At 69.8% G+C, this 25,678-nt stretch carries 23 protein-coding genes and 2 tRNA genes; 9 read left to right on the top strand and 16 right to left on the bottom strand.

Features of this window, described 5'->3' with window-relative positions; all coding sequences use genetic code 11:
- Nucleotides 1–45 precede the first annotated feature (45 nt).
- Nucleotides 46–816 (bottom strand): DUF881 domain-containing protein, encoded by a 771-nt coding sequence (locus ACH4K4_RS06050; protein ID WP_360125413.1) that lies wholly within the window; start codon nucleotides 814–816, stop codon nucleotides 46–48.
- 151 nt (nucleotides 817–967) lie between these two features.
- Between ACH4K4_RS06050 and crgA the strand changes: the two genes are divergently transcribed.
- Nucleotides 968–1,225, top strand: coding sequence for a cell division protein CrgA (gene crgA, locus ACH4K4_RS06045; protein ID WP_398165116.1), 258 nt, complete (start codon nucleotides 968–970; stop codon nucleotides 1,223–1,225).
- Between the two features lie 287 nt (nucleotides 1,226–1,512).
- Here the strand turns inward: crgA and ACH4K4_RS06040 are convergent, their stop codons facing one another.
- A complete protein-coding gene (locus ACH4K4_RS06040) occupies nucleotides 1,513–2,424 on the bottom strand; it encodes a rhomboid family intramembrane serine protease (RefSeq protein ID WP_398165115.1) in 912 nt (303 codons plus the stop codon).
- A gap of 140 nt (nucleotides 2,425–2,564) precedes the next feature.
- On the bottom strand, nucleotides 2,565–3,092 hold the full coding sequence (locus tag ACH4K4_RS06035) for a peptidylprolyl isomerase (protein ID WP_398165113.1): 528 nt from the start codon (nucleotides 3,090–3,092) through the stop codon (nucleotides 2,565–2,567).
- A gap of 312 nt (nucleotides 3,093–3,404) precedes the next feature.
- Between ACH4K4_RS06035 and ACH4K4_RS06030 the strand changes: the two genes are divergently transcribed.
- Entirely contained in the window at nucleotides 3,405–4,124 is a 720-nt protein-coding gene (locus tag ACH4K4_RS06030; RefSeq protein WP_398165112.1) for a DUF5324 family protein, read from the top strand.
- A gap of 163 nt (nucleotides 4,125–4,287) precedes the next feature.
- Here ACH4K4_RS06030 and ACH4K4_RS06025 read toward each other — a convergent pair whose 3' ends face one another.
- Nucleotides 4,288–5,124, bottom strand: a complete 837-nt coding sequence (locus tag ACH4K4_RS06025) for an AraC family transcriptional regulator (protein WP_398165111.1) — start codon at nucleotides 5,122–5,124, stop codon at nucleotides 4,288–4,290.
- Between the two features lie 65 nt (nucleotides 5,125–5,189).
- Here ACH4K4_RS06025 and ACH4K4_RS06020 point away from each other — a divergent pair, with 65 nt between their 5' ends.
- Nucleotides 5,190–6,176, top strand: coding sequence for a DMT family transporter (locus ACH4K4_RS06020; protein WP_398165109.1), 987 nt, complete (start codon nucleotides 5,190–5,192; stop codon nucleotides 6,174–6,176).
- A gap of 105 nt (nucleotides 6,177–6,281) precedes the next feature.
- On the opposite strand, the gene ACH4K4_RS06015 is transcribed toward ACH4K4_RS06020, so the two are convergent.
- Nucleotides 6,282–6,354 (bottom strand) — tRNA-Ala (locus ACH4K4_RS06015).
- Between the two features lie 129 nt (nucleotides 6,355–6,483).
- On the opposite strand from ACH4K4_RS06015, the gene ACH4K4_RS06010 reads away from it, so the two are divergent.
- On the top strand, nucleotides 6,484–7,032 hold the full coding sequence (locus ACH4K4_RS06010) for a helix-turn-helix domain-containing protein (RefSeq protein WP_398165108.1): 549 nt from the start codon (nucleotides 6,484–6,486) through the stop codon (nucleotides 7,030–7,032).
- A gap of 95 nt (nucleotides 7,033–7,127) precedes the next feature.
- Entirely contained in the window at nucleotides 7,128–8,408 is a 1,281-nt protein-coding gene (locus ACH4K4_RS06005) for a serine/threonine-protein kinase (protein WP_398165106.1), read from the top strand.
- Here ACH4K4_RS06005 and ACH4K4_RS06000 read toward each other — a convergent pair.
- From ACH4K4_RS06000 to dnaA, 11 genes are all read right to left on the bottom strand, one after another.
- Entirely contained in the window at nucleotides 8,401–9,855 is a 1,455-nt protein-coding gene (locus ACH4K4_RS06000; RefSeq protein WP_398165104.1) for a hypothetical protein, read from the bottom strand. The genes ACH4K4_RS06005 and ACH4K4_RS06000 overlap by 8 nt on opposite strands.
- Before the next feature lie 167 nt (nucleotides 9,856–10,022).
- Entirely contained in the window at nucleotides 10,023–10,157 is a 135-nt protein-coding gene (locus ACH4K4_RS05995; RefSeq protein WP_003958712.1) for a DLW-39 family protein, read from the bottom strand.
- 183 nt (nucleotides 10,158–10,340) lie between these two features.
- Nucleotides 10,341–10,417 (bottom strand) — tRNA-Ile (locus ACH4K4_RS05990).
- A gap of 117 nt (nucleotides 10,418–10,534) precedes the next feature.
- On the bottom strand, nucleotides 10,535–11,266 hold the full coding sequence (locus tag ACH4K4_RS05985; RefSeq protein ID WP_398165103.1) for a DUF3566 domain-containing protein: 732 nt from the start codon (nucleotides 11,264–11,266) through the stop codon (nucleotides 10,535–10,537).
- Between the two features lie 15 nt (nucleotides 11,267–11,281).
- A complete protein-coding gene (gene gyrA, locus ACH4K4_RS05980; protein ID WP_398165102.1) occupies nucleotides 11,282–13,906 on the bottom strand; it encodes a DNA gyrase subunit A in 2,625 nt (874 codons plus the stop codon).
- Nucleotides 13,907–13,975: 69 nt separating this feature from the next.
- A complete protein-coding gene (gene gyrB, locus ACH4K4_RS05975) occupies nucleotides 13,976–16,006 on the bottom strand; it encodes a DNA topoisomerase (ATP-hydrolyzing) subunit B (protein WP_398165415.1) in 2,031 nt (676 codons plus the stop codon).
- Nucleotides 16,007–16,291: 285 nt separating this feature from the next.
- Nucleotides 16,292–16,867, bottom strand: coding sequence for a DUF721 domain-containing protein (locus tag ACH4K4_RS05970; protein ID WP_398165101.1), 576 nt, complete (start codon nucleotides 16,865–16,867; stop codon nucleotides 16,292–16,294).
- 19 nt (nucleotides 16,868–16,886) lie between these two features.
- Nucleotides 16,887–18,023: a DNA replication/repair protein RecF gene (recF, locus tag ACH4K4_RS05965; protein ID WP_398165100.1), complete on the bottom strand. Its 1,137-nt coding sequence runs from the start codon at nucleotides 18,021–18,023 to the stop codon at nucleotides 16,887–16,889.
- Between the two features lie 43 nt (nucleotides 18,024–18,066).
- Nucleotides 18,067–18,948 carry a phosphogluconate dehydrogenase (NAD(+)-dependent, decarboxylating) gene (gnd, locus tag ACH4K4_RS05960; protein WP_398165098.1) on the bottom strand — a complete coding sequence of 294 codons (882 nt, stop codon included), beginning with the start codon at nucleotides 18,946–18,948 and terminating at the stop codon, nucleotides 18,067–18,069.
- 212 nt (nucleotides 18,949–19,160) lie between these two features.
- Nucleotides 19,161–20,291 (bottom strand): DNA polymerase III subunit beta, encoded by a 1,131-nt coding sequence (gene dnaN / locus ACH4K4_RS05955; protein ID WP_360125388.1) that lies wholly within the window; start codon nucleotides 20,289–20,291, stop codon nucleotides 19,161–19,163.
- A 1,028-nt stretch (nucleotides 20,292–21,319) separates the two neighbouring features.
- A complete protein-coding gene (gene dnaA, locus ACH4K4_RS05950) occupies nucleotides 21,320–23,266 on the bottom strand; it encodes a chromosomal replication initiator protein DnaA (RefSeq protein ID WP_398165097.1) in 1,947 nt (648 codons plus the stop codon).
- Nucleotides 23,267–23,623: 357 nt separating this feature from the next.
- On the opposite strand from dnaA, the gene rpmH reads away from it, so the two are divergent.
- The 4 genes from rpmH to yidC are packed head-to-tail and all read left to right on the top strand — an operon-like array spanning nucleotide 23,624 to nucleotide 25,668.
- The gene (rpmH, locus tag ACH4K4_RS05945; protein ID WP_003949374.1) at nucleotides 23,624–23,761 is read left to right on the top strand and encodes a 50S ribosomal protein L34; all 138 of its coding nucleotides are present in this window, start codon (nucleotides 23,624–23,626) and stop codon (nucleotides 23,759–23,761) included.
- Nucleotides 23,762–23,782: 21 nt separating this feature from the next.
- Entirely contained in the window at nucleotides 23,783–24,181 is a 399-nt protein-coding gene (gene rnpA, locus ACH4K4_RS05940; protein WP_398165095.1) for a ribonuclease P protein component, read from the top strand.
- On the top strand, nucleotides 24,178–24,495 hold the full coding sequence (gene yidD, locus ACH4K4_RS05935; RefSeq protein WP_360125382.1) for a membrane protein insertion efficiency factor YidD: 318 nt from the start codon (nucleotides 24,178–24,180) through the stop codon (nucleotides 24,493–24,495). The genes rnpA and yidD overlap by 4 nt, the downstream gene beginning before the upstream one ends.
- Nucleotides 24,496–24,498: 3 nt before the next feature.
- Nucleotides 24,499–25,668, top strand: a complete 1,170-nt coding sequence (gene yidC / locus ACH4K4_RS05930; protein WP_398165094.1) for a membrane protein insertase YidC — start codon at nucleotides 24,499–24,501, stop codon at nucleotides 25,666–25,668.
- The last annotated feature ends 10 nt before the right edge of the window (nucleotides 25,669–25,678 follow it).

The raw sequence follows: 25,678 nt of genomic DNA, 5'->3' as shown, positions 1-25,678 counted from the left end.
CCGCCCCCTCCCCGGCCGCCGTCGCCGGTGCGGGCGGCCGGCGGGTCACGGCTTCACAGGCTGTGCGTAGTGGAGATCCACTGTGCCGGAGTAACCGGGCAGAGTCACCGCCTCGTGCTGGTCGACTTTCCAGCCGAGGCCGTAGGCGTTCACGTACTGCATGTAGTTCTGGATGGCCGGCGAGGCGGTCAGCGCCTTGCTGAGCGCGTCGCGGTCACCCACGGCGGTGACCTTGTACGGAGGCGAGTAGACGCGTCCCTGGAGGATGAGGGTGTTGCCGACGCAGCGCACCGCGCTGGTCGAGATCAGCCGCTGGTCCATGACGCGGATGCCCTTGGCACCGCCCTGCCACAGGGCGTTGACCACGGCTTGCAGGTCCTGCTGGTGGATGACCAGGTCGTTGGGCTGCGGCTCTGGCACGCCGGGGATCTTGGCGGTGGCGTTCGGCGGCGCGTCGGTGAGGGTGACGGTCAGCCCCTTGCCGGACACCGGCTTGGTGCCGGCGTTCTTCTCCAGCGCCGCCAGTTTGGCGTCGTCGGCCTCGGAGTTGCCGCTGTCGCCCTGCGCCAGGGCGTCCACCTCGTCGCGCAGCGCGGCGTTGCGCTCGTCGTGGGCGCCGTTCTTGTGGCTGCGTTCCTGGATGAGGTCGGACAGGCGCAGCATCGAGTCGTCGGAGCGCAGGTCCGTGCCGCGGGCGGTGTCGAAGCTGAGCCAGAAGATCAGGCCGGCGAGCGCGAAGACGGCCAGGGTCAGCAGGCGCACCGGCCGCAGGCGGCGGCGCGGCGGGTGGCCGGGGGAGTCAGCGGAAGTGCTCAACGTACCCTTGCTCCTTACGACGCCGCGGAAGCACTACGCTAACGGACGCCCGGGGGGAACAACCCGCTCCCCGTCGCTCCCCGCCCGGCCCGCATTCCGTATCACCCGCCACCCGGTGCGGTCACGCAGAGCATCGACAGGAGAGTTCCTCGTGCCGAAGTCACGGATCCGCAAGAAGGACGACTTCACGCCGCCGCCGGCGAAGCAGACGACCAATCTGCGACTGAATTCCGGCCGGGGCTGGGTCGCCCCGGTGATGCTGGCACTGTTCCTGATCGGCCTGGTGTGGATCGTGCTGTTCTACGTGACCTCGGGCGACATGCCCGTCAAGGCGATGGGCAACTGGAACATCGTGTGCGGTTTCGGCTTCATCGCGGTGGGCTTCGGCGTGTCCACCCAGTGGAAGTAGCCGGTTCCTACGACGGCTGTCGGGCAGGCGCGCAAGCCCTGCCCAAGGCCATCCACACGGTTATCCACAGCCGGGGAAAACTTCAGAAGATCTGTGGATAACTTCCCGGCCGTTGACGCCGGTGTGACCGGCAGCCCGCCGTCCGGCGTGTCCCGACCCCTGGCCCTTCCTGGGGAAACGCTGATCAGCGCAGCCCCTACCACGCATTGCCCACGCGATGCACAAGATCCGCCACGCGCTGTGGACAACTCGCCCCGAACGGCCGTGCGCGAAGCACCCGGCTCCGCTCACCCCAGGAGCTGAACGGTCCGCACCCACACCACCGCGACGATCGCGAGGGCCGCCACCGCGCAGGTCGCGCCCTGCACCAGCGCCCGGCGCTCACGCGGCGCGTGCACCATGCCGTACGCCACCGCGGCGCCCACGACCAGGCCGCCGATGTGCGCCTGCCACGCGATGTTGTGCCACACGAACGTGAAGACGAGGTTCAGCGCGAGCAGGATCAGCACCGGCCGCATGTCGTAGTTCAGGCGGCGCATCAGTATGGCCGTCGCGCCGAGCAGCCCGAAGATCGCGCCGGACGCTCCCAGCGAGGGCTCGTTCTGGGCGGCGAGGAGGTACGACAGCGCGCTGCCACCGAGCGCCGAGAGCAGGTAGAGCGCCAGGTAGCGGGCCCTGCCGAGAGCAGCCTCCAGCGCCGGGCCCAGCCACCACAGCGAGAGCATGTTGAAGATGATGTGCATCGGCTCCTGGTGCAGGAACGTCGCCGTCAGCAGGCGGTACCACTCGCCCTCGGCGACGCCGATGAACTTCGCCTCCTCGGGGACGAAGGCCCCGCCGATCATCTCCAGGTCCTGGACCAGGCCGCGGCCCACCGCCAGCACCGCGACGAACACCGCGACGTTGATGCCGAGCAGGATCTTGGTGACCAGGCGGGTGTCCGCGGTCAGCGAGCCGCCCGCGACCGTGCGGGGGGTGGCGGCCTGCGCCGTACGGCCCGTACCGCTGCCGCCGCGTACGCACTCCGGGCACTGGAAACCGACCGAGGCGCTGACCATGCACTCGGGGCAGATGGGCCGCTCGCAGCGCGTACAGCCGATGCCGGTGGCGCGGTCCGGATGGCGGTAGCAGCCGGGCGGCGCGGCATCGCCCGGCTGCGCGTCCCGCGGCTCCTGTGGGCTGCCTGGCGCCTGGTCCATGGTCCCCTCGGTCCCTCGTCCTCGTCGTTCGCGCGGCACCGCGCGAACACGGTGCGCGCCCCACCCGATCTACGACCGGGCAGGGCGCAATGGTTCCCGCTCGCCCGAGCGCCGGGGCCGCGGGGCCGGCCGTCCGTGCCTCAGCGGCTCTCGACGACGACCGACTCGATCACGATGTCGTTGACCGGGCGGTCGGTGCGCGGGTTGGTCTGGGCCGCCGCGATGGCGTCCACGACCTTCTTGCTCGCGTCGTTGGTGACCTCGCCGAAGATGGTGTGCTTCCCGGTCAGCCAGGTGGTCGGGGAGACCGTGACGAAGAACTGCGAGCCGTTGGTGCCCGGCCCGGCGTTGGCCATGGCCAGCAGGTACGGCTTGTTGAACGACAGGTCGGGGTGGAACTCGTCCGCGAACTCGTACCCGGGGCCGCCGGTGCCGTTGCCCAGCGGGTCGCCGCCCTGGATCATGAAGCCGCTGATCACCCGGTGGAAGACCGTGCCGTCGTACAGCTTCTCCGTGGACTTCTTGCCGGTCTCCGGGTGGGTCCACTCGCGCTCGCCCTTGGCGAGCTCGACGAAGTTCTTCACCGTCTTCGGCGCGTGGTTCGGCAGGAGCCGAATCTCGATGTCGCCCTGATTGGTCTTCAGGGTGGCGTAGAGCTGCTCAGCCACGATCTACCTTCCATAAGTCTGCACTGACGAGTCCCGATCCTCGCACGAACGCCCGCGCCGTACCCGGACACCGCTCCACGTTCCGGCCGCCGTTTCCGTGACCAGTACCCGCCGAACCGGCGCACGACCCGGCAAAGCGTGGCATTGTCATCACAAGGCTCCGTAAGGGTCCTCAATGACCCGGATGCCTGCTCGCACATGCCGTATGACGCGTGTGCAGGCATGATCTTGCATCGGGTGGACAGGCGACACAGCAGACATTGGGGGACAACCCCCGAGCCCCCCGGACACGCCACCGAGGAGGAGGATCCCGTGACCCGCAAGGACAGCGTGCGCGCGGCGACCAGTTCGGCCAAGGACAGCGTGCGGCACGCGGCGGAGGTGGTGGCTCCGTATGCCGGTACGGCCAAGGACACCGCCGTGCACTATGCGCACGAGGCCCGCACACGACTGGCACCCAAGGTGGCCGAGGCCGCTCACCAGGCACGCAGCCAGTACGACGCCCGTCTGCAGCCACACATAGAGCACGCGCGCGGCGCCCTGCCCCCGAAGGTGGACGCGGCCGCGAGCCGGGCCGCCAAGCGCACCCGCGAGGCCGCCCGCCAGGCTGCCGACTACACGGCCCCGCGCGTCGAGCACGCCGTGCACAGCGCACGCGCCGCGGCCGAGCCGGTCCGCGAACAGGCCGTGTCCCGCGGCACCGCCGCCCTCGCCGCCCTCCGCGGCCAGGTGTCGGCCAAGGAGATCGAGAAGCTCGTCAAGAAGCACAACCGCCGTCGGCGCGCCGGCAAGGCGGCCAAGCGGCTCGCGGTGGTCGGCATCCTCGCGGGCGGCGCCTTCGCCGCCTGGAAGTGGTGGGACAAGCAGGCCAACCCGGACTGGCTGGTCGAGCCCCCCGCCCCCACCGAGGTCAGCGAGCGCGCCACCCTCACCGCGGTCGACGGCACCGCGGAGGCCGCCGCCCTCGACCCGGAGGTCCAGGCCAAGCAGGCCGAGGCCGAAGCGGAGGAACGCGGCGGGCCCACCGCCTGATCCCCCGGCCGCTCGCCGCCCCAGGAAGACCCCGGCCCGTGCCGCAGCCCCGCCCAAGGGCCTGCGGCACGGGCCGTTGGCCTGGGAAGACGTGGCCACCGGGCCTGCGTACGCGCGATCCCCCGAGGACCCGCGCCCCTCGCGCTGTCAGGCGTCGAAGGGGTCAGTGAACAGCGCGCTGGTAGATCGCCGGAGTGATTCCGTACGCGCGCTTGAACCACCGGTTGAAGTGAGCCTGGTCGGAGAAACCGGCGGATGCCGCGGCATCCGCCGGTGACAGGCCGTGGGCCAGCAACTGCCGGGCCCTACGGAGCCTCAGAAGACGCTGGTAGTCGCTCGGCGCCATGCCGAACTCCGAACGGAAGGCCCGGTACAGCGCGAAGCGGCTGCACCCGGCCGCCGCCGCCAGGTCCTCCGCCGACACCGGTTCGAGAAAGACCTCGTTCAGCAGGGCGTGCGCCTGCCGGGCCGCCCGGCGCCGCGCCTCGCCCTCCAGCGCCCTCCTGCGTGGCGCCCGGGTCGCGCCCCGCTCCGCGAGCGCGAGGACGGTGGCCGTCAGGAGTTCCTCCCTAGCCAGGTCGCCGGCACCGTTCACCAGCGCCTCGTGCAGGCGGGCCAGCGCCCCGGTGAGCAAGGGGTCCGTCAGCACGGGGCGGACGAACAGCGGCATCGCCCCCGAGGTCTCGTCGCCGGCCGCGTCGCCGAGGGTCTCGCGCATCACGGACGGGCCGATGTGCACGATGCGGTACTGATAGCCCAGTTCCGCTGCGGCCTGGCCGTCGTGGACCTCGTCGGGATTGAACGCCATCACCATGCCGGCGCCGCTGATGTGGTGCGCGCCGCGGCAGCGGAAGGTCTGCGCGCCCAAGTCCGTGATGCCGAAGGAGTAGGTGTCGTGGCTGTGCGGCGCGTACACGTGATCGTGGAAGTGCGCGTGCATGGCCTCCAGCGGGCGGGACCCGTCCCGCCAGTACCGCACCCAGCCGTCTACGTTCCGCATGAACCTATTGTGGCCGCGCACGAGCGTTCAAGTCATGGGCAAGCCCCCTCGGGCAGGGTCGGCGCATGGGAACGATAAGTAGGATCAGCAATCCGTATCCGCTGCTTATGGTGACGATGGTGCTCTGGGGAAGCTCCTTCTCCAGTTCCAAGTCGGTTGTGGAGCACGTGCCGCACTCCGTGGGAGCCTTCCTGCGCTTCGGCGGCGGTGCGCTGGCCCTGCTGCTCGCCGTAGCGGTGTTCGGCAACCGTACGACGCGCGTACCGGCCCGCAACGGATGGCTCGCGGCAGCCGCCGGTGTGCTGGGGGTCTTCGCCTACAACGGCTTCTTCTTCTGGGGCCTCTCGCTCGCTCCTTCCCTGGACGCCGGCATTCTCATCCCTGTCATGAGCCCGGTTCTCACGAGCGCGTTCCTGCTGGTGACCGGCAAGGAGAAGGCGACCTGGGCACGCGTCACCGGCCTGGCCCTCGGGCTCACCGGCGCGGCGATCTTCTTCATCGGAGCCGGCGGCGGAGGAGGCGGTGGCTCGTCCCGTCTCCTGGGCGACGCCCTCTTCCTCCTGAGCGCGGTGTGCTGGGCGTCCTACACCCTGGTGGGGCCGCGCGTCCTCGCGGGCGTCGAGCCGCTGAAGGCCACGACGTACGCGACCTGCGCGGGTGCCGTGCTCCTCGGCGTCCTCGCGGCGCCCGACGCGGTCGACGTGGCGTGGGGCGAACTGCCGACCAGCGTCTGGCTGAACACCGTCTTCCTGGCGATCGGCGCCGCTGCCGTGGCGAACCTCCTCTACTACCGTGGGGTCGGAACCGTCGGCCCGGCCAAGGCCTCCCTCATGATGTTCAACGTGCCCGTGATCAACACGCTGTGCGCCACCCTCCTCCTGAACGAGTCCTTCGGCTGGCTCCAGGGCACCGGGGCACTGGTACTGGTGCTGGGCGCCGTGCTCGCGGTGACGCAGGGCAAGCTGCCCTGGCGCGCGGCCGGCCCCAAGTCGCGGCTCCCCCTGGCCGACGAGCCGACGGAACACGCGGGCGCACCGGCCAGAATCGCCTGACGGCAAGCACCCGACGAGGTCGCTCTCCCGGACCGGCTACCCGGAAAACAGGACAAAAAAGACCCCTCTGACCGCGTTTCCGCGGATCAGAGGGGTCTTCCTCTGTGGAGCCTAGGGGAGTCGAACCCCTGACATCTGCCATGCAAAGACAGCGCTCTACCAACTGAGCTAAGGCCCCGTCGCGAACCAGGGTACCCGGTGCCCGAAGGGTTTCCCGACCGGGTATCGCTCGGCGCAGGTGGTCTCCGTAGGATGCTTCGCGAGATTCGCGGCAGCGAAGCGCGATCGGGGAGACAGGGGAGACGCCATGGACGCAGCACAGCAAGAAGCCACCGCGCGCGCTCGGGAGCTGCAGCGGAGCTGGTACGGGGAGCCTCTCGGGGCGCTGTTCCGCCGTCTCATCGACGATCTCGGCCTCAACCAGGCCCGGCTCGCGTCCGTGCTGGGGCTGTCCGCGCCCATGCTGTCACAGCTCATGAGCGGCCAGCGGGCGAAGATCGGGAACCCGGCCGTCGTCCAGCGTGTCCAGGCGCTCCAGGAACTGGCCGGTCAGGTCGCGGACGGCAGCGTCAGCGCCGCCGAGGCCACCGACCGGATGGACGAGATCAAGAAGACCGCGGGCGGCTCGGTGCTCAACAACACCGCGCAGGCCACGTCGTCCACCGGGGCGACGACCGTACGGCGGGTGGTGCGCGAGATCCAGTCGCTGCTGCGCTCCGTCTCGGCCGCCGGCGACATCATCGACGCCGCGAACACCCTCGCACCGACCCACCCCGAACTGGCAGAGTTCCTCCGGGTCTACGGCGCGGGCCGTACCGCCGACGCGGTCTCCCACTACGAGGCCCACCAGGGCTAGGCACGGGCTCTCAGGCGGCGGGCAGCCGGGGGCGGCGCACGCGACGGCCTCCGGTAGGCGGGCAGTTCGGTGGTTCGGTAGGCGGACGGGGCGCAATGGGTGAGGTCTTCGCCGGTCGGTACGAACTGATCGACCCGATCGGACGGGGCGGTGTGGGCGCCGTCTGGCGCGCCTGGGACCAGCGGCGCCGCCGCTATGTGGCGGCCAAGGTGTTGCAGCAGAGCGACGCGCACACGCTGCTGCGCTTTGTACGCGAGCAGGCGGTACGCATCGACCACCCGCACGTGCTGGCCCCCGCGAGCTGGGCCGCCGACGACGACAAGGTCCTGTTCACCATGGACCTGGTGCACGGCGGGTCGCTGGCGCACCTGGTGGGCGACTACGGGCCGCTGCCGCCGCGCCTGGCATGCGTACTGCTCGACCAGCTGCTGTCGGGGCTGACGGCCGTCCATGCCGAGGGCATCGTGCACCGCGACATCAAGCCCGCCAACGTCCTGCTGGAGTCCACCGGCACCGGCCGCCCGCACGTGCGGCTGTCCGACTTCGGGATCGCGATGCGCAAGGGCGAGCCGCGGCTGACCGACGTGAACTACGTGGTGGGCACGCCCGGTTACTTCGCCCCCGAACAGATGCTGGGCGCCGAGCCGGACTTCCCCGGCGACCTCTTCGCGGTCGGCCTGGTCGCCGTGCACCTGCTCACCGGCTCCAAGCCGGACGCCCAGGGCCTGATCGAGCACTTCGCGCAGCACGGCACGCCGGACGCTCCGGAGGACGTCGCCGAGCCGCTGTGGCAGGTGCTGGCGAGCCTGCTGCAACCGGACCCGGACCTGCGCTTCAAGACGGCCGCGGGCGCGCGCAAGGCGCTTCTCGCGGCGGCCGAACTGCTGCCGGAAACGACCGTCGAGGACGACATCGTCGAGGTCTTCGACCACATCGGACCGCTGCCGGCCGGGTACGGACCGGACGGACCGCTGCACCCGAAGGGCGCGCAGCCGGAAGTCCCGCCCGCGCCCGACGCCCTGGTCACTCCGAACGCGCCGGACGCTCCGGCCACGCCGTCCACACCCGTACCTCCGGTGCCCTCGACCCCGCCACCGGCACCCGCGCCGCACATGTCCGACACCGGCAGCTTCCCCCTGGCCCCGCCCTCCGCGGGCTTACCCACGCCACAGCGCCCCGCCCCGCCCCCGGACACCCGCCCGTACACCCCCGGTCACCCGCAGCCGTCCACGCCTGCCGCCGACCGCGCTCCGGCCCGCAGGCACCGGGCGCGTACGCAGCGGCGTCCGGGGCCGCCGCCGCAGGTCGCGGTGCCGGTGGTCCTCGTGGCGCTGCTGTGTATCGCGGTCGGCGTCTGGGCCTTGTCCGTCAGCTGACCGGTCGGGCCGGCCCGTCGGGCCCGCCACGTCCCGCGCCCCGGCCGCCGCCGCGCCGCGCCACCACCGTCCACACCCCCAGTGCCAGCAGCAACACCGTCCCCGTGCTGATGCCTCCGTACCCCACCAGCCGCAAGGTGCCGTTGTGCGTGGCCTGTTGCGGCGTCATGCCCGCGTCGGCCGCCACCCGTTCCTGTGGCGTGACGGAGAACTCGGCGGCGTTCTCGCGGTAGCCGGGCGCCCGCTGCGGCCGGCCCAGCGGGTCCACCCGCAGCGTGAACTGCGCGCCGTGCTCGAAGTACTTAGCGGCGTCCGGGTGGAGCGAGACCGCGAGGTAGTACGAGCCGGCGAAGCGCATCGCGTTCACCGGGGCGGTGGCGTTGTAGCGGTTCCCGTAGTCCACAGGAGCGGTGAGGAACTTGGCCGCGGCCGGTTTTCCGTCGTACGGCACGAACCGGGTGTCGCTGACCGGGCCGCGCGCCGGGTTGTAGACGCCCAGCCCCAGCGCGCTCGCCACCAGGCGCGAGCCCGCGACCCCGCGCCCCGCCACACCCGTGCCGCTGCCGGACAGCGCTGCCTGTGGCAGTTCGGCGCTGACGTTGAGCTGCTGCCCCCAGTCCAGCGGCACCCGGTAGAACCGTGTCTCCCCCGGCCTGATCCGGTCGCGCCACACGCCCTTGCCGACCGCCCCCGCGTCGTTGAAGCCGGTGCCGCCCCGGGCTTCCTTCGTGGTGCCACCGGTGAGCGGCACGGGTGTCGCGGTGGACCAGGTGCGGGGGCCGGGTTGCGCGGGCGGGGAGCCGGTGAGGCCGGGTTCGCGCTGGACGCGCAGTTCGACGGGCCAGCGGGCCGCTCCGCCGGTCTGCACCCGGCCCGTCCGCTTGACCACCAGGTAGTACGTGCCCGCCTGTCGGCAGTTGGCCCGCGGGCCGTCGATACGGCGGGTGGCGTAGTCGGCGATCGGGTACGCCATGCCGCGGCCGCGGAAGGAGGTACTGCCGCCCGGCGCACACGTGCTGCCGTCGGCGTCCTGAAGGACGACCTTCAAACTGTCGGTGTGGTCCGCGACTTCGGTACCGGGACGCGGCGCGGCCACGGCCGAGAAGTAGGCGCTGGACTCACCGTCCAGGCGCACGGCGTAGAACCTCTCGTCGCCGCGGGCGAGGGTGTCGGTGTACGTCCCGGGCCCGATCCGGGGCGCGTTCGCGGGGCCGGGCGTGCCCTGTACGGCCCGGGCGCCGGCCGCCGTTCTGTATGCGGGCAGGTCGCCCGGTAAACCCGCCGTCGGCCCGGAGGGCCCCGCAGACCCGGACGGCCCCGGTGGCGCCGCCCACGCGGCCGCCGACCACACCAGCACGGACAGCTGTACGGGCACCAGTACGGAAGCCAGCCGCCCGGCGAACCCGCCCGTCGTCGTGCGCCCAAGAGAGCGCCCAAGCCCCCTCACCACGAGCCACCTCTCACCACATTTGCTTTTGCAAGCTATTTATGTGCTATGGCAAACCCGCAGGGACGGCCGCGCCGCGCGGCCTCCCGCCCCCGGACGCACGAAACCCCGGTCACCGTCGCGCGGTGGCCGGGGTACGTACGTTGGATTACGAACTGCTCTGCGTCTCACACACCCGAACCTGCGGGCACGGAGTCGGTCGCCTCCGTCCACAGATCCTGCTCGGCGCGATCCGCCTGGATCTGGCGGTACACGAGGAGCCCGCCGATGGCGGCCAGTGCGACCAGGAGGAGCTTCTTCACCGCGCGACCTCGTCTTTCGTTGACGTAGGGGACCTCTGAGGGCCGATGATACACACCGGCCGATACCGATCGGTGACCTAGGGCCCGACCAATGCGACCGCCTGCCCGGCCGACCCCGAACACCTGCGCACCACCCCGGAACGCGAAAGAGGTCCTACTGGTATCAGTAGGACCTCTTCGCGCTGGTGGGGCTAACAGGACTTGAACCTGTGGCCTCTTCCTTATCAGGGAAGCGCTCTAACCGTCTGAGCTATAGCCCCGCGCTGCACCGAAAGATTAGCGCACTTCAGAGGCGTTCCCAAAATCGTCCCCCCGGAGCCTGGGAGAACCTCCCGGGAGGGGCCGCGGCACGGCCCCCTCCAGGACGCCCGCGACCGTCACTCGTCCTCGGCGAGGGTCAGCTCGACGCCGCCCACGAACCCGGCCGAGATGTTGTAGATGAAGGCGCCGAGCGTGGCCAGCGCCGTCGCGAGCACCACGTCGATCACCGCGATGACCGATGTGAAGAGCAGGACCCGCGGCAGCGACAGGAACGTCTGGAGATCGAAGCCGCCGCCGTCGCCCGAGCCCGTCGCCTCGCTGATCGTGCCGCCGACGGTGGTGAAGACGCCCATCGCGTCCATCACCATCCACAGCACCGCGACGGCCACGATGGTGCAGATGCCCAGCGCGATGGAGAGCAGGAAGCTGACCTTCATCACCGACCACGGGTCGGCGCGGGCGACGCGCAGCCGGGCCTTGCGCGTACGCGGCGTCGTACGGGCTCCCGTACGCGGCCGGCGCACACCCTGCTGCGCCCCCGCGCCCTGCCCCGCTCCCGAACGGTACGCCTGGGGCGGCTGATACGGCTGCTGCCCGCCCTGGGTGCCGCCGCCCTGAGCGCCGGGCGCCTTCTTCTGCTGGGGCTGCGGCTGGGACGCGGACTGCGGCTTCTGCGGATGCGGCTGACGCGTGTCGGTCACGGTTCCCCCCTGGTAGGAGCCCTCGGACGTGGTGCCGGCGTCAGTGGCGGAGCCACGAGCGCTGTCTTCCGTCACGGTCGCGGGTCCGGACCGGGAACCTCTCTTGTTCCCCGACCCACCCGCCGCAGCGCCCGTGGCTCCACTCACGACCTACTCCTCGCGTTACTCCGCCGCGGGCTCGCCGCCCTCGGCCACCGCGGACTCGGTACCCGCCGCCTCGTCGGCCGATTCGGTCTCCTCGACCCCGTCGACCTCTTCGGCCTCGCGTCCGGCCTCGGCGTTACGTGCGATGCCGACCACGGCATCGCGCTTGCCCAGGTTGATCAGTTGGACGCCCATGGTGTCACGGCCCGTCTCCCTGACCTCGCTGACCCGCGTACGGATCACGCCACCGCCGAGCGTGATGGCGAGAATTTCATCCGTCTCCTCGACCACCAGGGCGCCGACCAGCTCACCCCGGTCCTCCACGATCTTGGCGGCCTTGATGCCGAGGCCGCCGCGACCCTGCACCCGGTAGTCGTCCACCGAGGTGCGCTTGGCGTAGCCGCCGTCGGTGGCGGTGAAGACGAACGTACCGGCCCGCACCACATTCATCGAGAGCAGTTCATCGCCTTCGCGGAAACTCATGCCCTTGACACCCGAGGTCGCGCGTCCCATCGGACGCAGCGCTTCATCCGTGGCGGTGAACCGGATCGACTGCGCCTTCTTGCTGATCAGCAGCAGGTCGTCCTCGCCGGAGACCAGCTCGGCGCCGATCAGCTCGTCGTCCGCGCCCTCCTCCGTCTCGCGGAGGTTGATGGCGATGACACCACCCGAACGCGGCGAGTCGTAGTCCTTGAGCGGCGTCTTCTTCACCAGGCCGCCCTTGGTGGCGAGCACCAGGTACGGAGTGGCCTCGTAGTCGCGGATCGCCAGGATCTGCGCGATCTGCTCGTCCGGCTGGAACGCGAGCAGGTTGGCGACGTGCTGGCCGCGCGCGTCCCGGCCGGCGTCCGGCAGCTCGTACGCCTTGGCCCGGTAGACCCGGCCCTTGTTGGTGAAGAACAGCAGCCAGTGGTGGGTGGTGGAGACGAAGAAGTGGTCGACGATGTCGTCTTCCTTCAGCTTCGTACCGCGCACGCCCTTGCCGCCGCGCTTCTGCGACCGGTAGTCGTCGGTCTTCGTCCGCTTCACATAGCCGCCACGGGTGATCGTGACGACGATGTCCTCCTCGGCGATCAGGTCCTCGACGGACATGTCGCCCTCGAAGGGCACCAGCTTCGAACGCCGGTCGTCGCCGAACTTCTCGACGATCGCCGCCAGCTCCTCGCTGATGATCTGGCGCTGGCGCTCCGGCGAGGCGAGGATCGCGTTGTACTCGTTGATCTTCGCCTGGAGCTCGTCGTGCTCGGCGGTGATCTTCTGGCGCTCCAGGGCGGCCAGCCGGCGCAGCTGCATCTCCAGGATCGCGTTGGCCTGGATCTCGTCGATGGTCAGCAGGCCCATCAGGCCCTCGCGCGCCACCTCGACCGTGTCGCTGCGCCGGATGAGGGCGATGACCTCGTCGATCGCGTCCAGCGCCTTGAGCAGACCGCGCAGGATGTGGGCCCGCTCCTCGGCCTTGCGCAGCCGGAACTTGGTACGCCGGACGATGACCTCGACCTGGTGGCTGACCCAGTTGCGGATGAACGCGTCCAGCGACAGGGTGCGCGGCACGCCGTCCACCAGCGCCAGCATGTTCGCGCCGAAGTTCGTCTGCAGGTCGGTGTGCTTGTAGAGGTTGTTCAGCACGACCTTGGCGACGGCGTCCCGCTTGAGGACGATGACCAGGCGCTGGCCCGTACGCGAGGAGGTCTCGTCACGGACGTCGGCGATGCCGCCGATCTTGCCGTCCTTCACCAGGTCGGCGATCTTCTGCGCGAGGTTGTCCGGGTTGACCTGGTACGGCAGCTCCGTGACCACCAGGCACTGGCGGTTCTGGATCTCCTCGACCTCGACCACCGCGCGCATCGTGATGGAGCCGCGGCCCGTGCGGTACGCGTCCTCGATGCCCTTGCGGCCCACCACCAGCGCGCCGGTGGGGAAGTCCGGGCCCTTGATGCGCTCGATGAGCGCGTCCAGCAGCTCCTCGTTGGACGCCTCGGGGTTCTCCAGCGCCCACTGGGCACCGGCGGCCACCTCGCGCAGGTTGTGCGGCGGGATGTTGGTCGCCATGCCGACCGCGATGCCGGCGCTGCCGTTGATCAGCAGGTTCGGGAAGCGCGCCGGCAGGACCGTCGGCTCCTGGTTGCGGCCGTCGTAGTTGTCCTGGAAATCGACGGTCTCCTCGTCGATGTCCCGCAGCATCTCCATGGAGAGCTGCTTCATCTTGCACTCGGTGTACCGCATGGCCGCGGCCGGGTCGTTGCCCGGCGAGCCGAAGTTGCCGTTGGAGTCCACCAGCGGCATCCGCATCGACCACGGCTGGGCCAGGCGGACCAGCGCGTCGTAGATGGAGGAGTCACCGTGCGGGTGGTACGTACCCATGACGTCGCCGACGACGCGGGCGCACTTGTAGAAGCCCTTCTCGGGGCGGTACCCGCCGTCGTACATCGCGTACAGGACGCGGCGGTGCACCGGCTTGAGGCCGTCCCGCACGTCCGGCAGCGCGCGCGAGACGATGACGGACATCGCGTAGTCGAGGTAGGAGCGCTGCATCTCCGTTTCGAGCCCGACGGGCTCGACGCGCATGCCCACGCCTTCGATGGCGGGGGCCGCGCCCTCGGCGGTCACGCCGTCCGGGGTCACAGGGGGGTTCTCGTCGGCCATTGCTGTTCAAAATCCTTTCGAGCTGCGGCTGCTGGGGCCCCGCACCGGGCGGGGGAGGGCCGACAGGGCTCAGATGTCGAGGAAGCGGACGTCCTTGGCGTTGCGCTGGATGAAGGAGCGCCGGGCCTCGACGTCCTCCCCCATCAGCACCGAGAACAGGTCGTCGGCGCGCGCCGCGTCGTCCAGCGAGACCTGGCCGAGCACCCGGCTGTCGACGTCCATCGTCGTCACCCGCAGTTCCTCGGCGTTCATCTCGCCCAGACCCTTGAACCGCTGGACGGAGTCGTCCTTGATCCGCTTGCCGTTCTGCTTGCCGAGCTCGATCAGGGCGTTGCGCTCCCGGTCCGAGTACGCGTACTCGTGGTCGTCGCGGCCCCACTTGATCTTGTAGAGCGGCGGGCGGGAGAGGTAGACGTGCCCGGCCTCCACCAGCGGCCGCATGAAGCGGAAGAGGAAGGTGAGCAGCAGGGTGTTGATGTGCTGGCCGTCGACGTCGGCGTCCGCCATCAGGATGATCTTGTGGTAGCGCAGCTTCTCGATGTCGAAGTCCTCGTGGACACCGGTACCGAAAGCCGAGATCAGCGCCTGCACCTCGTTGTTGTGCAGGATCTTGTCGATCCGCGCCTTCTCCACGTTCAGGATCTTGCCGCGGATCGGCAGGATGGCCTGGTACTGCGGGTCGCGACCCGACTTGGCCGAACCGCCGGCGGAGTCACCCTCGACGATGAAGATCTCGCACTTGGTGGGGTCGTTCGACTGGCAGTCCGAGAGCTTGCCGGGCAGCGACGCCGTCTCCAGCAGGCCCTTGCGGCGGGTCAGGTCGCGGGCCTTGCGGGCCGCCACGCGGGCCGTCGCCGCCTGGATGCCCTTGCGGATGATGTCCGAGGCCTCGTTCGGGTTGCGGTCGAGCCAGTCCGACAGGTGCTCGTGGACCACCTTCTGGACGAAGGTCTTGGCCTCCGTGTTGCCCAGCTTCGTCTTGGTCTGGCCCTCGAACTGCGGCTCGCCCAGCTTGACGGAGATGATCGCCGTCAGACCCTCGCGGATGTCCTCACCCGTGAGGTTGTCGTCCTTCTCCCGCAGCAGCTTCTTGTCCCGGGCGTAACGGTTGATCAGACCCGTCAGCGCCGAGCGGAAGCCCTCCTCGTGCGTACCACCCTCGTGCGTGTGGATGGTGTTCGCGAAGCTGTAGATCCCCTCGGTGTACTGGGTGTTCCACTGCATCGCGACCTCGACGGAGAGCAGGCGCTCCTTGTCCTCGGCCTCGATGTCGATGACCGTGGGGTGGATGGCCTCGCCCTTGCGCGAGTTCAGGTACGTCACGAAGTCGACGATGCCGCCTTCGTAGTGGTACCGGACCGAGAGCGGCTTGCCCTCCTCGTCCACATGGGCCGCGCGCTCGTCGGTGAGCGTGATCGTCAGGCCCTTGTTGAGGAACGCCATCTCCTGGAAGCGGCGCGAGAGCGTCTCGAAGCTGTACTCGGTCGTCTCGAAGATGTCGCCGTCGGCCCAGAAGGTGACCGACGTGCCGGTCTCCTCGGTGGCCTCGTTGCGGGCCAGCGGCGCCGTCGGCACGCCCAGCTTGTAATCCTGCGTCCAGCGGTAGCCGTCCGTCTTGACCTCGACGGCGACCTTCTGCGACAGCGCGTTGACGACGGAGACACCCACGCCGTGCAGACCGCCGGAGACCGCGTAACCGCCGCCGCCGAACTTGCCGCCCGCGTGCAGCACCGTCAGCACGACCTCGACGGCCGGCTTGTTCTCCGACGGGACGATGCCGACGGGGATGCCGCGGCCGTTGTCGACGACGCGCACGCCGCCGTCCGGCAGGATCGTCACATCGATGGTGTCCGCGTGCCCGGCCATCGCTTCGTCGACCGAGTTGTCGACGACCTCTTGCACCAGGTGGTGCAGACCACGCTCGCCGGTCGAGCCGATGTACATGCCCGGACGCTTGCGGACCGCGTCCAGACCTTCGAGGACGGTGATCGCGCTGGCGTCGTACGACTTCTCTTCCGGAGAGTCGCCACTGGCGCCGGCAGGAACCCCCTCTTCAGTAGAAGCCGTGTTGTTCTCGTTGAGGTCGCCGGAGTCGGCCACGAAGCGCCCTTTCTGGCACAGCACGAGCCGCCTCCATCAGAAGCAGGGCGGCTGCGTCGTTCGACATGTTCCGCGAGTGGGCGGGATTGCTACCAGTCTACCGGTAGCGCCGACACTAATGGGGGTTTGCGGGCGCCTGAGTCGTCATGTGCCGCCCTGAGATGCCGTTGGCCGACTCCCCATATCTGCGGTGGGCCCCCAGGACGCTCTAAGGGGCGTTCAGCGCTTCGGGCTGTCAACCTCCGGCTACGGTGAGCGGAGTCTCACCCGTACCACCCGTACGTCTCAGCCGTACGTGTCCCCGGGACCTTTGCTGCCGGGCGCCCGCAGCGGCCCGTACCGCCGGGCCGGACCGCCCGGACCCAGCACCTTGATCAGCTTTACCGTGCCCTGGCCCAGGTCCTGGTTCAGACGGGCCACGAGCTGCGGTGCCAGCAGCCGCAGCTGCGTCGCCCACACCGTCGAGTCGCACTGCACCGTCAGCACCCGCGCGTCCTCGTCGTACTTCTGCGGCTCGCAGTGCTGCGCCACCTCCGGACCCACCAGCTGCGGCCAGCGCCCCATGACGCCGCCGACCGCGGCCGGGGTCTCCCAGCCGCGCTCCGTGATGAGCCGGTTGATCGCCGCACCCAGCGGCAGCGGGTCGCGGCCGTCGGCGCGCGCGCCCGAGCGCAGGCCGCCGCGGCGCGCCTGCTTCTTCTGCTGCGCGGCGGCGCCCCGCGCCTTCGCCTGCTCCTTGGCGGCGACCAGCGCCTGCCGGGCCAGGTCGATACCGGACAGCTCAGGGGGTTTCGGCTGGTCGGCGCCGGCCGGCCGCTCCGAGGGCTCCTCGGAGGGCGGTCCCGGTTGCTCGCCGCTCATCACCGGCTCCGTCGCCCGCTCACGGCCGTACCTTCTCCGCGACGCCCTCCGCCACCGCGAAGCGGGCCCCGGACAGCACGCCCGGCACGTCGTCCTCCACCGCCGCCGTCACCAGCACCTGCTCGCCGGGCGCCACCAGCTCCGCCAGCCGCTCCCGACGCCGGGCGTCCAGCTCAGCGAAGACGTCGTCGAGCACCAGCACCGGTTCGTTGCCCTCGCCGCGCAGCAGGTCGTACGAGGCCAGCCGCAGCGCCAGCGCGTACGACCAGGACTCCCCGTGGCTCGCGTACCCCTTGGCGGGCAGCTGCCCCAGCTTGAGCTGCAGGTCGTCGCGGTGCGGGCCGACCAGCGTCACCCCGCGCTCGATTTCGTTCTTGCGGGCGGCGCCGAGCGCCTCGGTCAGCAGCCCGTACAGCTCTTCCCGTGTCGTGGCGCCGCCCATGCCGTCGCCGGCCGAGCCGCGGTACTCCAGCGCCAGCGGGCCGCCGCCCGGCGCCAGCTGCTCGTACGCCTTGTCGGCCAGCGGCTGGAGCGCGGCGATCAGATCCAAGCGCTGGGCGAGCAGCTCCGCGCCGACCCGGGCCAGATGCTGGTCCCACACGTCGAGGGTCGACAGGTCCATCTGCCTGCCGCCGTGGCGCCGGGCCAGCGCCGCGCTCTTCAGGAGCGTGTTGCGCTGCTTGAGCACCCGGTCGTAGTCCGAGCGCACGCCCGCCATCCGCGGCGACCGGGCGGTGATCAGCTCGTCCAGGAAGCGGCGGCGCTCGCCCGGATCGCCCTTGACCAGCGCCAGGTCCTCCGGCGCGAACAGCACCGTCCGTACGATCCCCAGCACGTCACGCGGCCTGACCTGCGAGGACCTGTTGATACGGGCACGGTTGGCCTTGCCGGGGTTCAGCTCCAGCTCGACCAGCTGCTGCCGCTCGCCCTGCACGACCGCGGCCCGCACGATCGCCCGCTCGGCGCCCATCCGCACCAGCGGGGCGTCGGAGGAGACCCGGTGGCTGCCCAGGGTGGCCAGATAGCCGACCGCCTCGACGAGGTTGGTCTTGCCCTGCCCGTTGGGACCGACGAAAGCCGTGACGCCCGGGTCGAGCGGAACCTCGGCCCGGGCGTACGAGCGGAAGTCGGCGAGCGAGAGATGCGATACGTGCATGTGGCGCGCCGACCTCCCCCGGCTACCTGGCTTGCTTGCTTACTTACTTCTTCGAGTTCTCGACCGCGTGGCCACCGAACTGGTTGCGCAGCGCGGCGATCATCTTCATCTGCGGCGAGTCGTCCTGGCGCGAGGCGAAGCGCGCGAAGAGCGACGCCGTGATCGCGGGCAGCGGTACGGCGTTGTCGATCGCGGCCTCGACGGTCCAGCGGCCCTCGCCGGAGTCGGCGGCGAAGCCCCGCAGCTTGTCCAGGTGCTCGTCGTCGTCCAGCGCGTTGACCGCCAGGTCCAGCAGCCAGGAACGGATGACCGTGCCCTCCTGCCAGGAGCGGAAGACCTCGCGCACGTCGGTGACGGAGTCGACCTTCTCCAGCAGCTCCCAGCCCTCGGCGTAGGCCTGCATCATGGCGTACTCGATGCCGTTGTGGACCATCTTCGCGAAGTGGCCCGCGCCGACCTTGCCGGCGTGCACGGAGCCGTACTCGCCCTCGGGCTTGAGCGCGTCGAAGACCGGCTGCACCTTGGCGACGTCCTCCGCGGAGCCGCCGTACATCAGCGCGTAGCCGTTCTCCAGGCCCCAGACGCCGCCCGAGACGCCGCAGTCCACGAAGCCGATGCCCTTGGCGCGCAGCTCCTCGGCGTGCTTCTCGTCGTCGGTCCAGCGGGAGTTCCCGCCGTCCACCACGACGTCGCCGGCGGACAGCAGCTCGCCCAGCTCGTCGATCGTCGCCTGGGTCGCCTCGCCTGCGGGCACCATGACCCACACGACGCGCGGGCCCTTGAGCCCGTCCACCAGTTCCTTGAGGCTGTGGACATCAGCCAGGTCCGGGTTGCGGTCGTATCCAATGACGGTGTGGCCTGCGCGGCGGATGCGCTCGCGCATGTTGCCGCCCATCTTGCCGAGACCGACGAGACCGAGCTCCATCAGAGACCCTCTTTGCACCTAGTCGTTCGTTTCCATGCCTGACCTGTCTCCGAGCCTACGCCCGCCGGTGCGTGCACAACTGTGGGCTCAAGCGCTCATCGGCCGACCGGGCAACCGGTTCAGCCGCACAGGCGCACCAGCCGGTCGCGGGCCCCGCGCGGCACGCCGGCGGCGCACCCGTGAGACCCGCGACAGGGGACGGTGTGGGCAGGTCAGCCGGACAGGCGCACCGGCATGATCAGGTACTTGTACGTGTCGTCCGCCTCGGCGTCCTTGGCCGGGCGGCCGCTGAGCAGCGCCGGCTTGGTCGAGGTGGTGAAGGACAGCTGGGCCACCGGGGAGTCGATCGCCGACAGGCCCTCCAGGAGGAAGCCCGGGTTGAAGGCGATGGAGATGTCGTCGCCCTCCAGGTCCGCGTCCACCCGCTCCACAGCCTGTGCGTCGTCGCTGGAACCGGCCTCCAGGATCAGCACGCCCTGCTCGAAGCTCAGGCGCACCGGGGTGTTCCGCTCGGCCACCAGGGCCACACGCTTGACGGCCTCGACGAACGGGGCGGTCTCGATCACGGCGACCGAGTTGAACTCGGTGGGGAAGAGCGTGCGGTACTTGGGGAGGTCGCCCTCCAGCAGGCGCGTGGTCGTACGGCGGCCCGCGCCCTCGAAACCGATCAGGCCTTCACCGGCGCCCGAGCCGGACAGCGCCAGGGTGACGCTGTCGCCGCTGCTGAGCGACTTGGCGGTGTCCAGGAGCGTCTTGGCGGGCACCAGCGCCACCGCGGAGGCGTCCGGGCTCTCCGGCTTCCACAGGAACTCGCGCACGGCGAAGCGGTAGCGGTCGGTGGAGGCGAGCGTGACGGTGTCGCCCTCGATCTCGATCCGTACGCCCGTGAGCACCGGGAGGGTGTCGTCACGGCCGGCGGCGATGGCGACCTGGGCGGCGGCCGAGGCGAAGACCTCGCCGGGCACCGTGCCGGTGGCGGTCGGCATCTGCGGCAGTGCCGGGTACTCCTCCACAGGAAGGGTGTGGAGTGTGAACCGGGAGGAGCCGCAGACGACGGTCACCCGTACACCGTCGGTGGAAATCTCCACCGGGCGGTTGGGGAGGGCGCGGCAGATGTCGGCCAGCAGGCGGCCGGAGACCAGGACGGTGCCTTCCTCCTCCACATCCGCGTCGACGGAGACCCGCGCCGAGACCTCGTAGTCGAAGCCGGAGAGGCTCAGGCTGCCTTCCTCCGCCTTGAGCAGCAGGCCCGCGAGGACGGGCACCGGCGGACGGGCCGGGAGGCTCTTGGCCGCCCAGGCCACTGCCTCCGCGAGTACATCGCGCTCCACCCGGATCTTCACCGGAAACCGCCTCCTGCTGTTGCTGGCTTTCGCCCTGCTGGCCTTCTTCGTCGGCTGGGTCGCCGGAGACCAGTCTGACGCACGCCACCGACAGTCGGTGCGGCTCGGGGTCAAGTCGGATCGAGAGGCGCCGGACGACCGATCCCCAAGTTGTGCACAGCACCCGATTCGAAACGAGTTCCCCGGTAGCTATCTGTGGTCGTAGTAGTAGGGCCTGTGGAAACCGTGGACAACTGAATCAGCGCAGGTCAACGCGGTTTTTTTGTCCACCGGGCCTGTGGGCGGCAGCCGTGGACAACCGGCCGTATCTGTGGACCGCCGGGATTCATGCACACCCGATGCACAGGGGACCCCTACTTCTCCCCAGTCCTGTCCCCAGCTTTACCCCGGTTCCCCACAGCCCAATCCGGCACCTTGGTGTGACGCCTTTCACTCGCCCCGGTGAGGCCGGGTGTTGCCTTGCCGAACAGTGGACAGGGGTGTGGAGAAGTTGGGGACAAGGGCGGGCCACCTGTGGGCGGGCAGTGGACAACGCGTCCCGCCCGTTGTGGACGAATGCTTTGTCCACAGCCTGTGGATCACTGTTTGCCACAAATCCACACCCCGCTGACCTCGGCAGATGTCCCGTCGACCGGTCTGCCTGTGGAAGCCACCGGGATAACTTCCCAGTCCCCAGCATGTGGACGGAAGAATCTTGGCCAATCTGTGGAGTGTGGCCGTGACCTGACTCGGAATCGAACAGAGCCGGGGGCTTCCACAGGCTTGGGATGCGGGCGGGACGGGTTTCGGGACGGTCCGGTGGGGGTTCGGGGCGGGTTCCGGAGCGGATTTGGAGGCGGGTTTCGAGGCGGTCGAGGGACGGAGTCGCAGCGTTCTGGAGCGTCTGGGCGAAGAATTCAGGGCGGTGCCGGTAGCGCGGGCCGTCCCGTACGGCGCACGGAGCCCGCAGAACGACGAAGGGCGCCCCGGGAGCACGTACGTCCCGGGGCGCCCTCAAAAGCTCTGGCCAGCCCCTGGCTGAGCCCGCGTCAGCCGTTCTTGATGCGGTTCGTCAGCTCGGTCACCTGGTTGTAGATGGACCGCCGTTCCGCCATCAGCGCCCGGATCTTGCGGTCCGCGTGCATCACCGTCGTATGGTCGCGGCCGCCGAACTGCGCCCCGATCTTCGGCAGCGAAAGGTCCGTCAGCTCGCGGCACAGGTACATCGCGATCTGCCGGGCCGTCACCAGGACGCGGCTGCGCGAGGATCCGCACAGGTCGTCCACGGTCAGGCCGAAGTAGTCCGCGGTCGCCGCCATGATGGCGGTCGCGGTGATCTCGGGGGCCGCGTCCTCGCCGCCCGGGATCAGGTCCTTCAGGACGATCTCGGTCAGGCCCAGGTCCACCGGCTGGCGGTTGAGGGAGGCGAAGGCCGTCACGCGGATCAGCGCCCCCTCCAGCTCGCGGATGTTGCGCGAGATGCGGGAGGCGATGAACTCCAGCACCTCCGGCGGCGCGTTCAGCTGCTCCTGGACCGCCTTCTTGCGCAGAATCGCGATCCTGGTCTCCAGCTCGGGCGGCTGGACGTCGGTGATCAGGCCCCACTCGAAGCGGTTGCGCAGCCGGTCCTCCAGGGTCACCAGCTGCTTGGGCGGCCGGTCCGAGGACAGCACGATCTGCTTGTTCGCGTTGTGCAGCGTGTTGAAGGTGTGGAAGAACTCCTCCTGCGTCGACTCCTTGCTGGCCAGGAACTGGATGTCGTCGACGAGCAGGATGTCCATGTCGCGGTAGCGCTTGCGGAACGCGTCCGCCTTGCCGTCGCGGATGGAGTTGATGAACTCGTTGGTGAACTCCTCCGAGCTCACGTACCGCACCCGGGTGCCCGGGTAGAGGCTTCGCGCGTAGTGCCCGATGGCGTGCAGCAGGTGCGTCTTGCCGAGCCCGGACTCGCCGTAGATGAACAGCGGGTTGTACGCCTTGGCCGGCGCCTCGGCCACCGCCACCGCCGCGGCGTGCGCGAAGCGGTTGGAAGCGCCGATGACGAAGGTGTCGAAGAGGTACTTCGGATTCAGCCGGGCGGTCGGCTCCCCGGGGCCGGTCGCGGGCGCGGGCTGCGCGGCGAGCGGGCTGGGGGCGCCGCTGGGGGCGGGCAGTCCGCCGGGGCCGGGGTTCTGGATGTGCGCGGGCGGCTGGTGCTCGGACAGGTCGCGGCGCTGCGGCGGCTGCTGCTCGTAAGGGGAGCGCCCCTCCGAGTGCTGGTGCTGCGGCGGTCCTGAGCGCTCCGGAGCCTGCGAACGGTAGTCGTTCTGTGACCGCTGGGAGTGCTGCTGTACGTGGGAGGGGGGCGGCGTGGCGTACGGGTCGCGCTCGGGGAAGCCGCCCAGGCGCTGCTGCTGCCAGCCGTAGTCCTCACGCGGCCCTGGCCCGGAGCCGGGGCCGCCCATGCCGGAGCGCTGCGGCCAGGCGCCGGGCTCGTGCCGGGGCTGCTGGTGTTGCTGGTGCTGCTGCTGGTACTCGGGATAGGCGGGGCGCACGGTCGGCAGGTCGTCGTCCTGGTGGCCGTAGCCCTGCCGGTTGTCGTAGCCGTCGCTCTGCCGGCTGTCGTAGCCGCCGTACGTCTCGTGCTGCTGACCGGGCTGGCCCTGCTGCTGGGGCTGGTGATGCTGCTGCCTGTGCGGCGGCTGCTGGGACTGAGGGAGCTGTTGCTGGGGCTGCGGCTCCTCGGCGGAGTCGTCGACCGTGATCGCGATCCGGATCGGGCGGCCGCATTCGTGGCTCAGCGCCTCACCGATGAGCGGCGCGAGCCGGCCCTCCAGCACGCCCTTGGCGAATTCGTTGGGGACGGCCAGCAGCGCGGTGTCGGCCACCAGCGCCAGCGGCTGGGTCCGCTTCAGCCAGTCCTGGTCCTTCGGCTTGAGGCTGTCGCTCTCCGCGCGTAGGAGGTGATCAAGTACGCGTGGCCACACTGCGGCAAGATCGGCAGGTACGTCAGCCACAGAGCACGCTCTCTCACTGGTCCCACGAATGTGTGATTCTCAGGACGGGCGGGAAGGAATCGGAGTTGACCCACGGTAGTCAGGGCGACCCTGGTGATTCAAGTTGTTGTCCACAGGCTGTGCATAGTGTGTCCCGGCCGGGGGCCGGTTTGACCGGATGACGCCGCCGCGCGTACCGTAACCAGGTCGAGTTGTCGATGGCTGCTGCCGCCTGCCTCCGATGGGCAAAGATCGCGCTCTAGTGATCGTGTAGCGGTGCACTCGGGCGTTGCGAGCTACTCGTGGGCGCACGGTGACAGCCAGTCGACGCCCCACACCTGTCTCCCCGGAGACACCAAGCATCTCTGGAGCCCCCGAGTGAGCAAGCGCACCTTCCAGCCGAACAACCGCCGTCGCGCGAAGACCCACGGCTTCCGCCTGCGTATGCGCACCCGTGCCGGCCGCGCGATTCTCGCGTCCCGCCGTGGCAAGGGTCGCGCCCGCCTGTCGGCCTGAGCCCTGAGCTAGGTCCATGACGTGCTGCCTACCGAGCATCGGCTGAGGCGGCGCGAGGACTTTGCGACCGCGGTACGCCGGGGACGCAGGGCCGGGCGCCCGCTCCTCGTCGTCCATCTACGCAGCGGTGTAACGGACCCGCACGCAGCGGGGGAAAACCTTCCCCCGGCGCGTGCGGGTTTCGTCGTGAGCAAGGCCGTCGGCGTCGCCGTGGTCCGCAACAAGGTCAAGCGGCGGCTGCGCCACCTGGTGCGCGACCGGCTCGACCGGCTGCCCGCCGGTAGCCTGGTTGTCGTACGGGCGCTGCCCGGTGCGGGTGATGCGGGTCACGACCAGCTGGCCCGCGACCTGGACACCGCGCTGCAGCGGCTGCTGAGTGGAAATCCCCCAACCGAAGGTCAGGGGAGGGTGCCGCGATGAAGTACCCGCTGCTGCTGTTGATCAAGCTGTACCAGTGGACCATCAGCCCTTTGCTGGGCCCGGTCTGCAGGTACTACCCGTCGTGCTCGCACTATGGCTATACGGCCATCGACCGGCACGGCGCGGTGAAAGGGACCGCGCTGACGGCTTGGCGCATCCTGCGTTGCAACCCGTGGTCGCCAGGTGGCGTCGACCACGTCCCACCCCGGAAGCGTCCGGTCTGGCATCAGCGGCTGAGGAGCCGCCTGGGCGGGCCCACCGCCCCTGAGCCCGCCGCACAGCCTGAGACTCAGCCCACCGCCCAAGGAGCCTGATTCGTGGACACGATCCTCAGTCCTCTCTATTACGCAGTTTCCTGGATCATCGTCCAGTTCCACTCGTTCTACAGCCTCATCTTCGACGAGAACAGTGGCGCGGCATGGGGTCTGTCCATCGTCTCGCTGGTGGTACTGATCCGTATCTGCCTGATCCCGCTCTTCGTGAAGCAGATCAAGTCGACGCGGAACATGCAGGCGCTCCAGCCGAAGATGAAGGCGATCCAGGAGCGCTACAAGAGCGACAAGCAGCGCCAGTCCGAAGAGATGATGAAGCTGTACAAGGAGACGGGCACCAACCCGCTCTCCAGCTGCCTGCCGATCTTGGCGCAGTCGCCCTTCTTCATCTCGCTGTACCAGGTCCTCAGCCACATCGCGAACAACCAGACGGTCGGCGTCATCAACCAGTCGCTGCTGGAGAGCGCGCAGAAGGCGCACATCTTCGGCGCCCCGCTGGCCGCGAAGTTCCTGGACACCCCGGAGAAGATCCAGTCTCTGGGTGCGTCGGTCACCGACGTCCGTGTGGTCACCGTCATCATGATCGTCCTGATGTCGGCGTCGCAGTTCTACACGCAGCGCCAGCTGATGACCAAGAACGTCGACCTCACGGTCAAGACGCCGTTCATGCAGCAGCAGAAGATGCTGATGTACGTCTTCCCGGTCATGTTCGCCGTCTTCGGCATCGGCTTCCCCGGCTTCCCCGTCGGCGTTCTCCTGTACTGGCTGACCACCAACGTGTGGACCATGGGCCAGCAGATGTTCGTCATCCGCCGTAACCCGACTCCGGGCAGCAAGGCCTTCGAGGAGCGCCAGCAGCGGCTGCGTGCCAAGGGCAAGCTCAAGGAGGACCCGGCCGAGGTCGAGGCCAGGAAGGCCGTCGAGGAGGCGCGCCAGAACCGGCAGCAGCCCAAGCGGCAGAGCAAGGCCCAGCGCCAGACCCAGCCGACCGGCGGCGCCAAGCCGGCCGGCGGCACCCCGCAGCGCCGCACCCGCGCCGGTGCCGGCTCCAGCGCTTCCGGTGCCTCCTCGGACGCTTCGGAGAAGCCGTCGCTGGAGAAGAAGGCACCGCAGGACAGCAAGCCGAAGGGCGGCTCCTCCGCCACCGGCTCCCGTAACGCCAAGTCCGGACAGCGCAAGGGCCAGCAGCGGCCCAAGCACCCGTCCAAGAAGTAAGAAGGAGTCC

It is taken from the genome of Streptomyces sp. NPDC017529, assembly GCF_044329785.1.
Taxonomy (GTDB): Bacteria; Actinomycetota; Actinomycetes; order Streptomycetales; family Streptomycetaceae; genus Streptomyces.
This window is presented reverse-complemented; position numbering and strand designations above follow the sequence as displayed.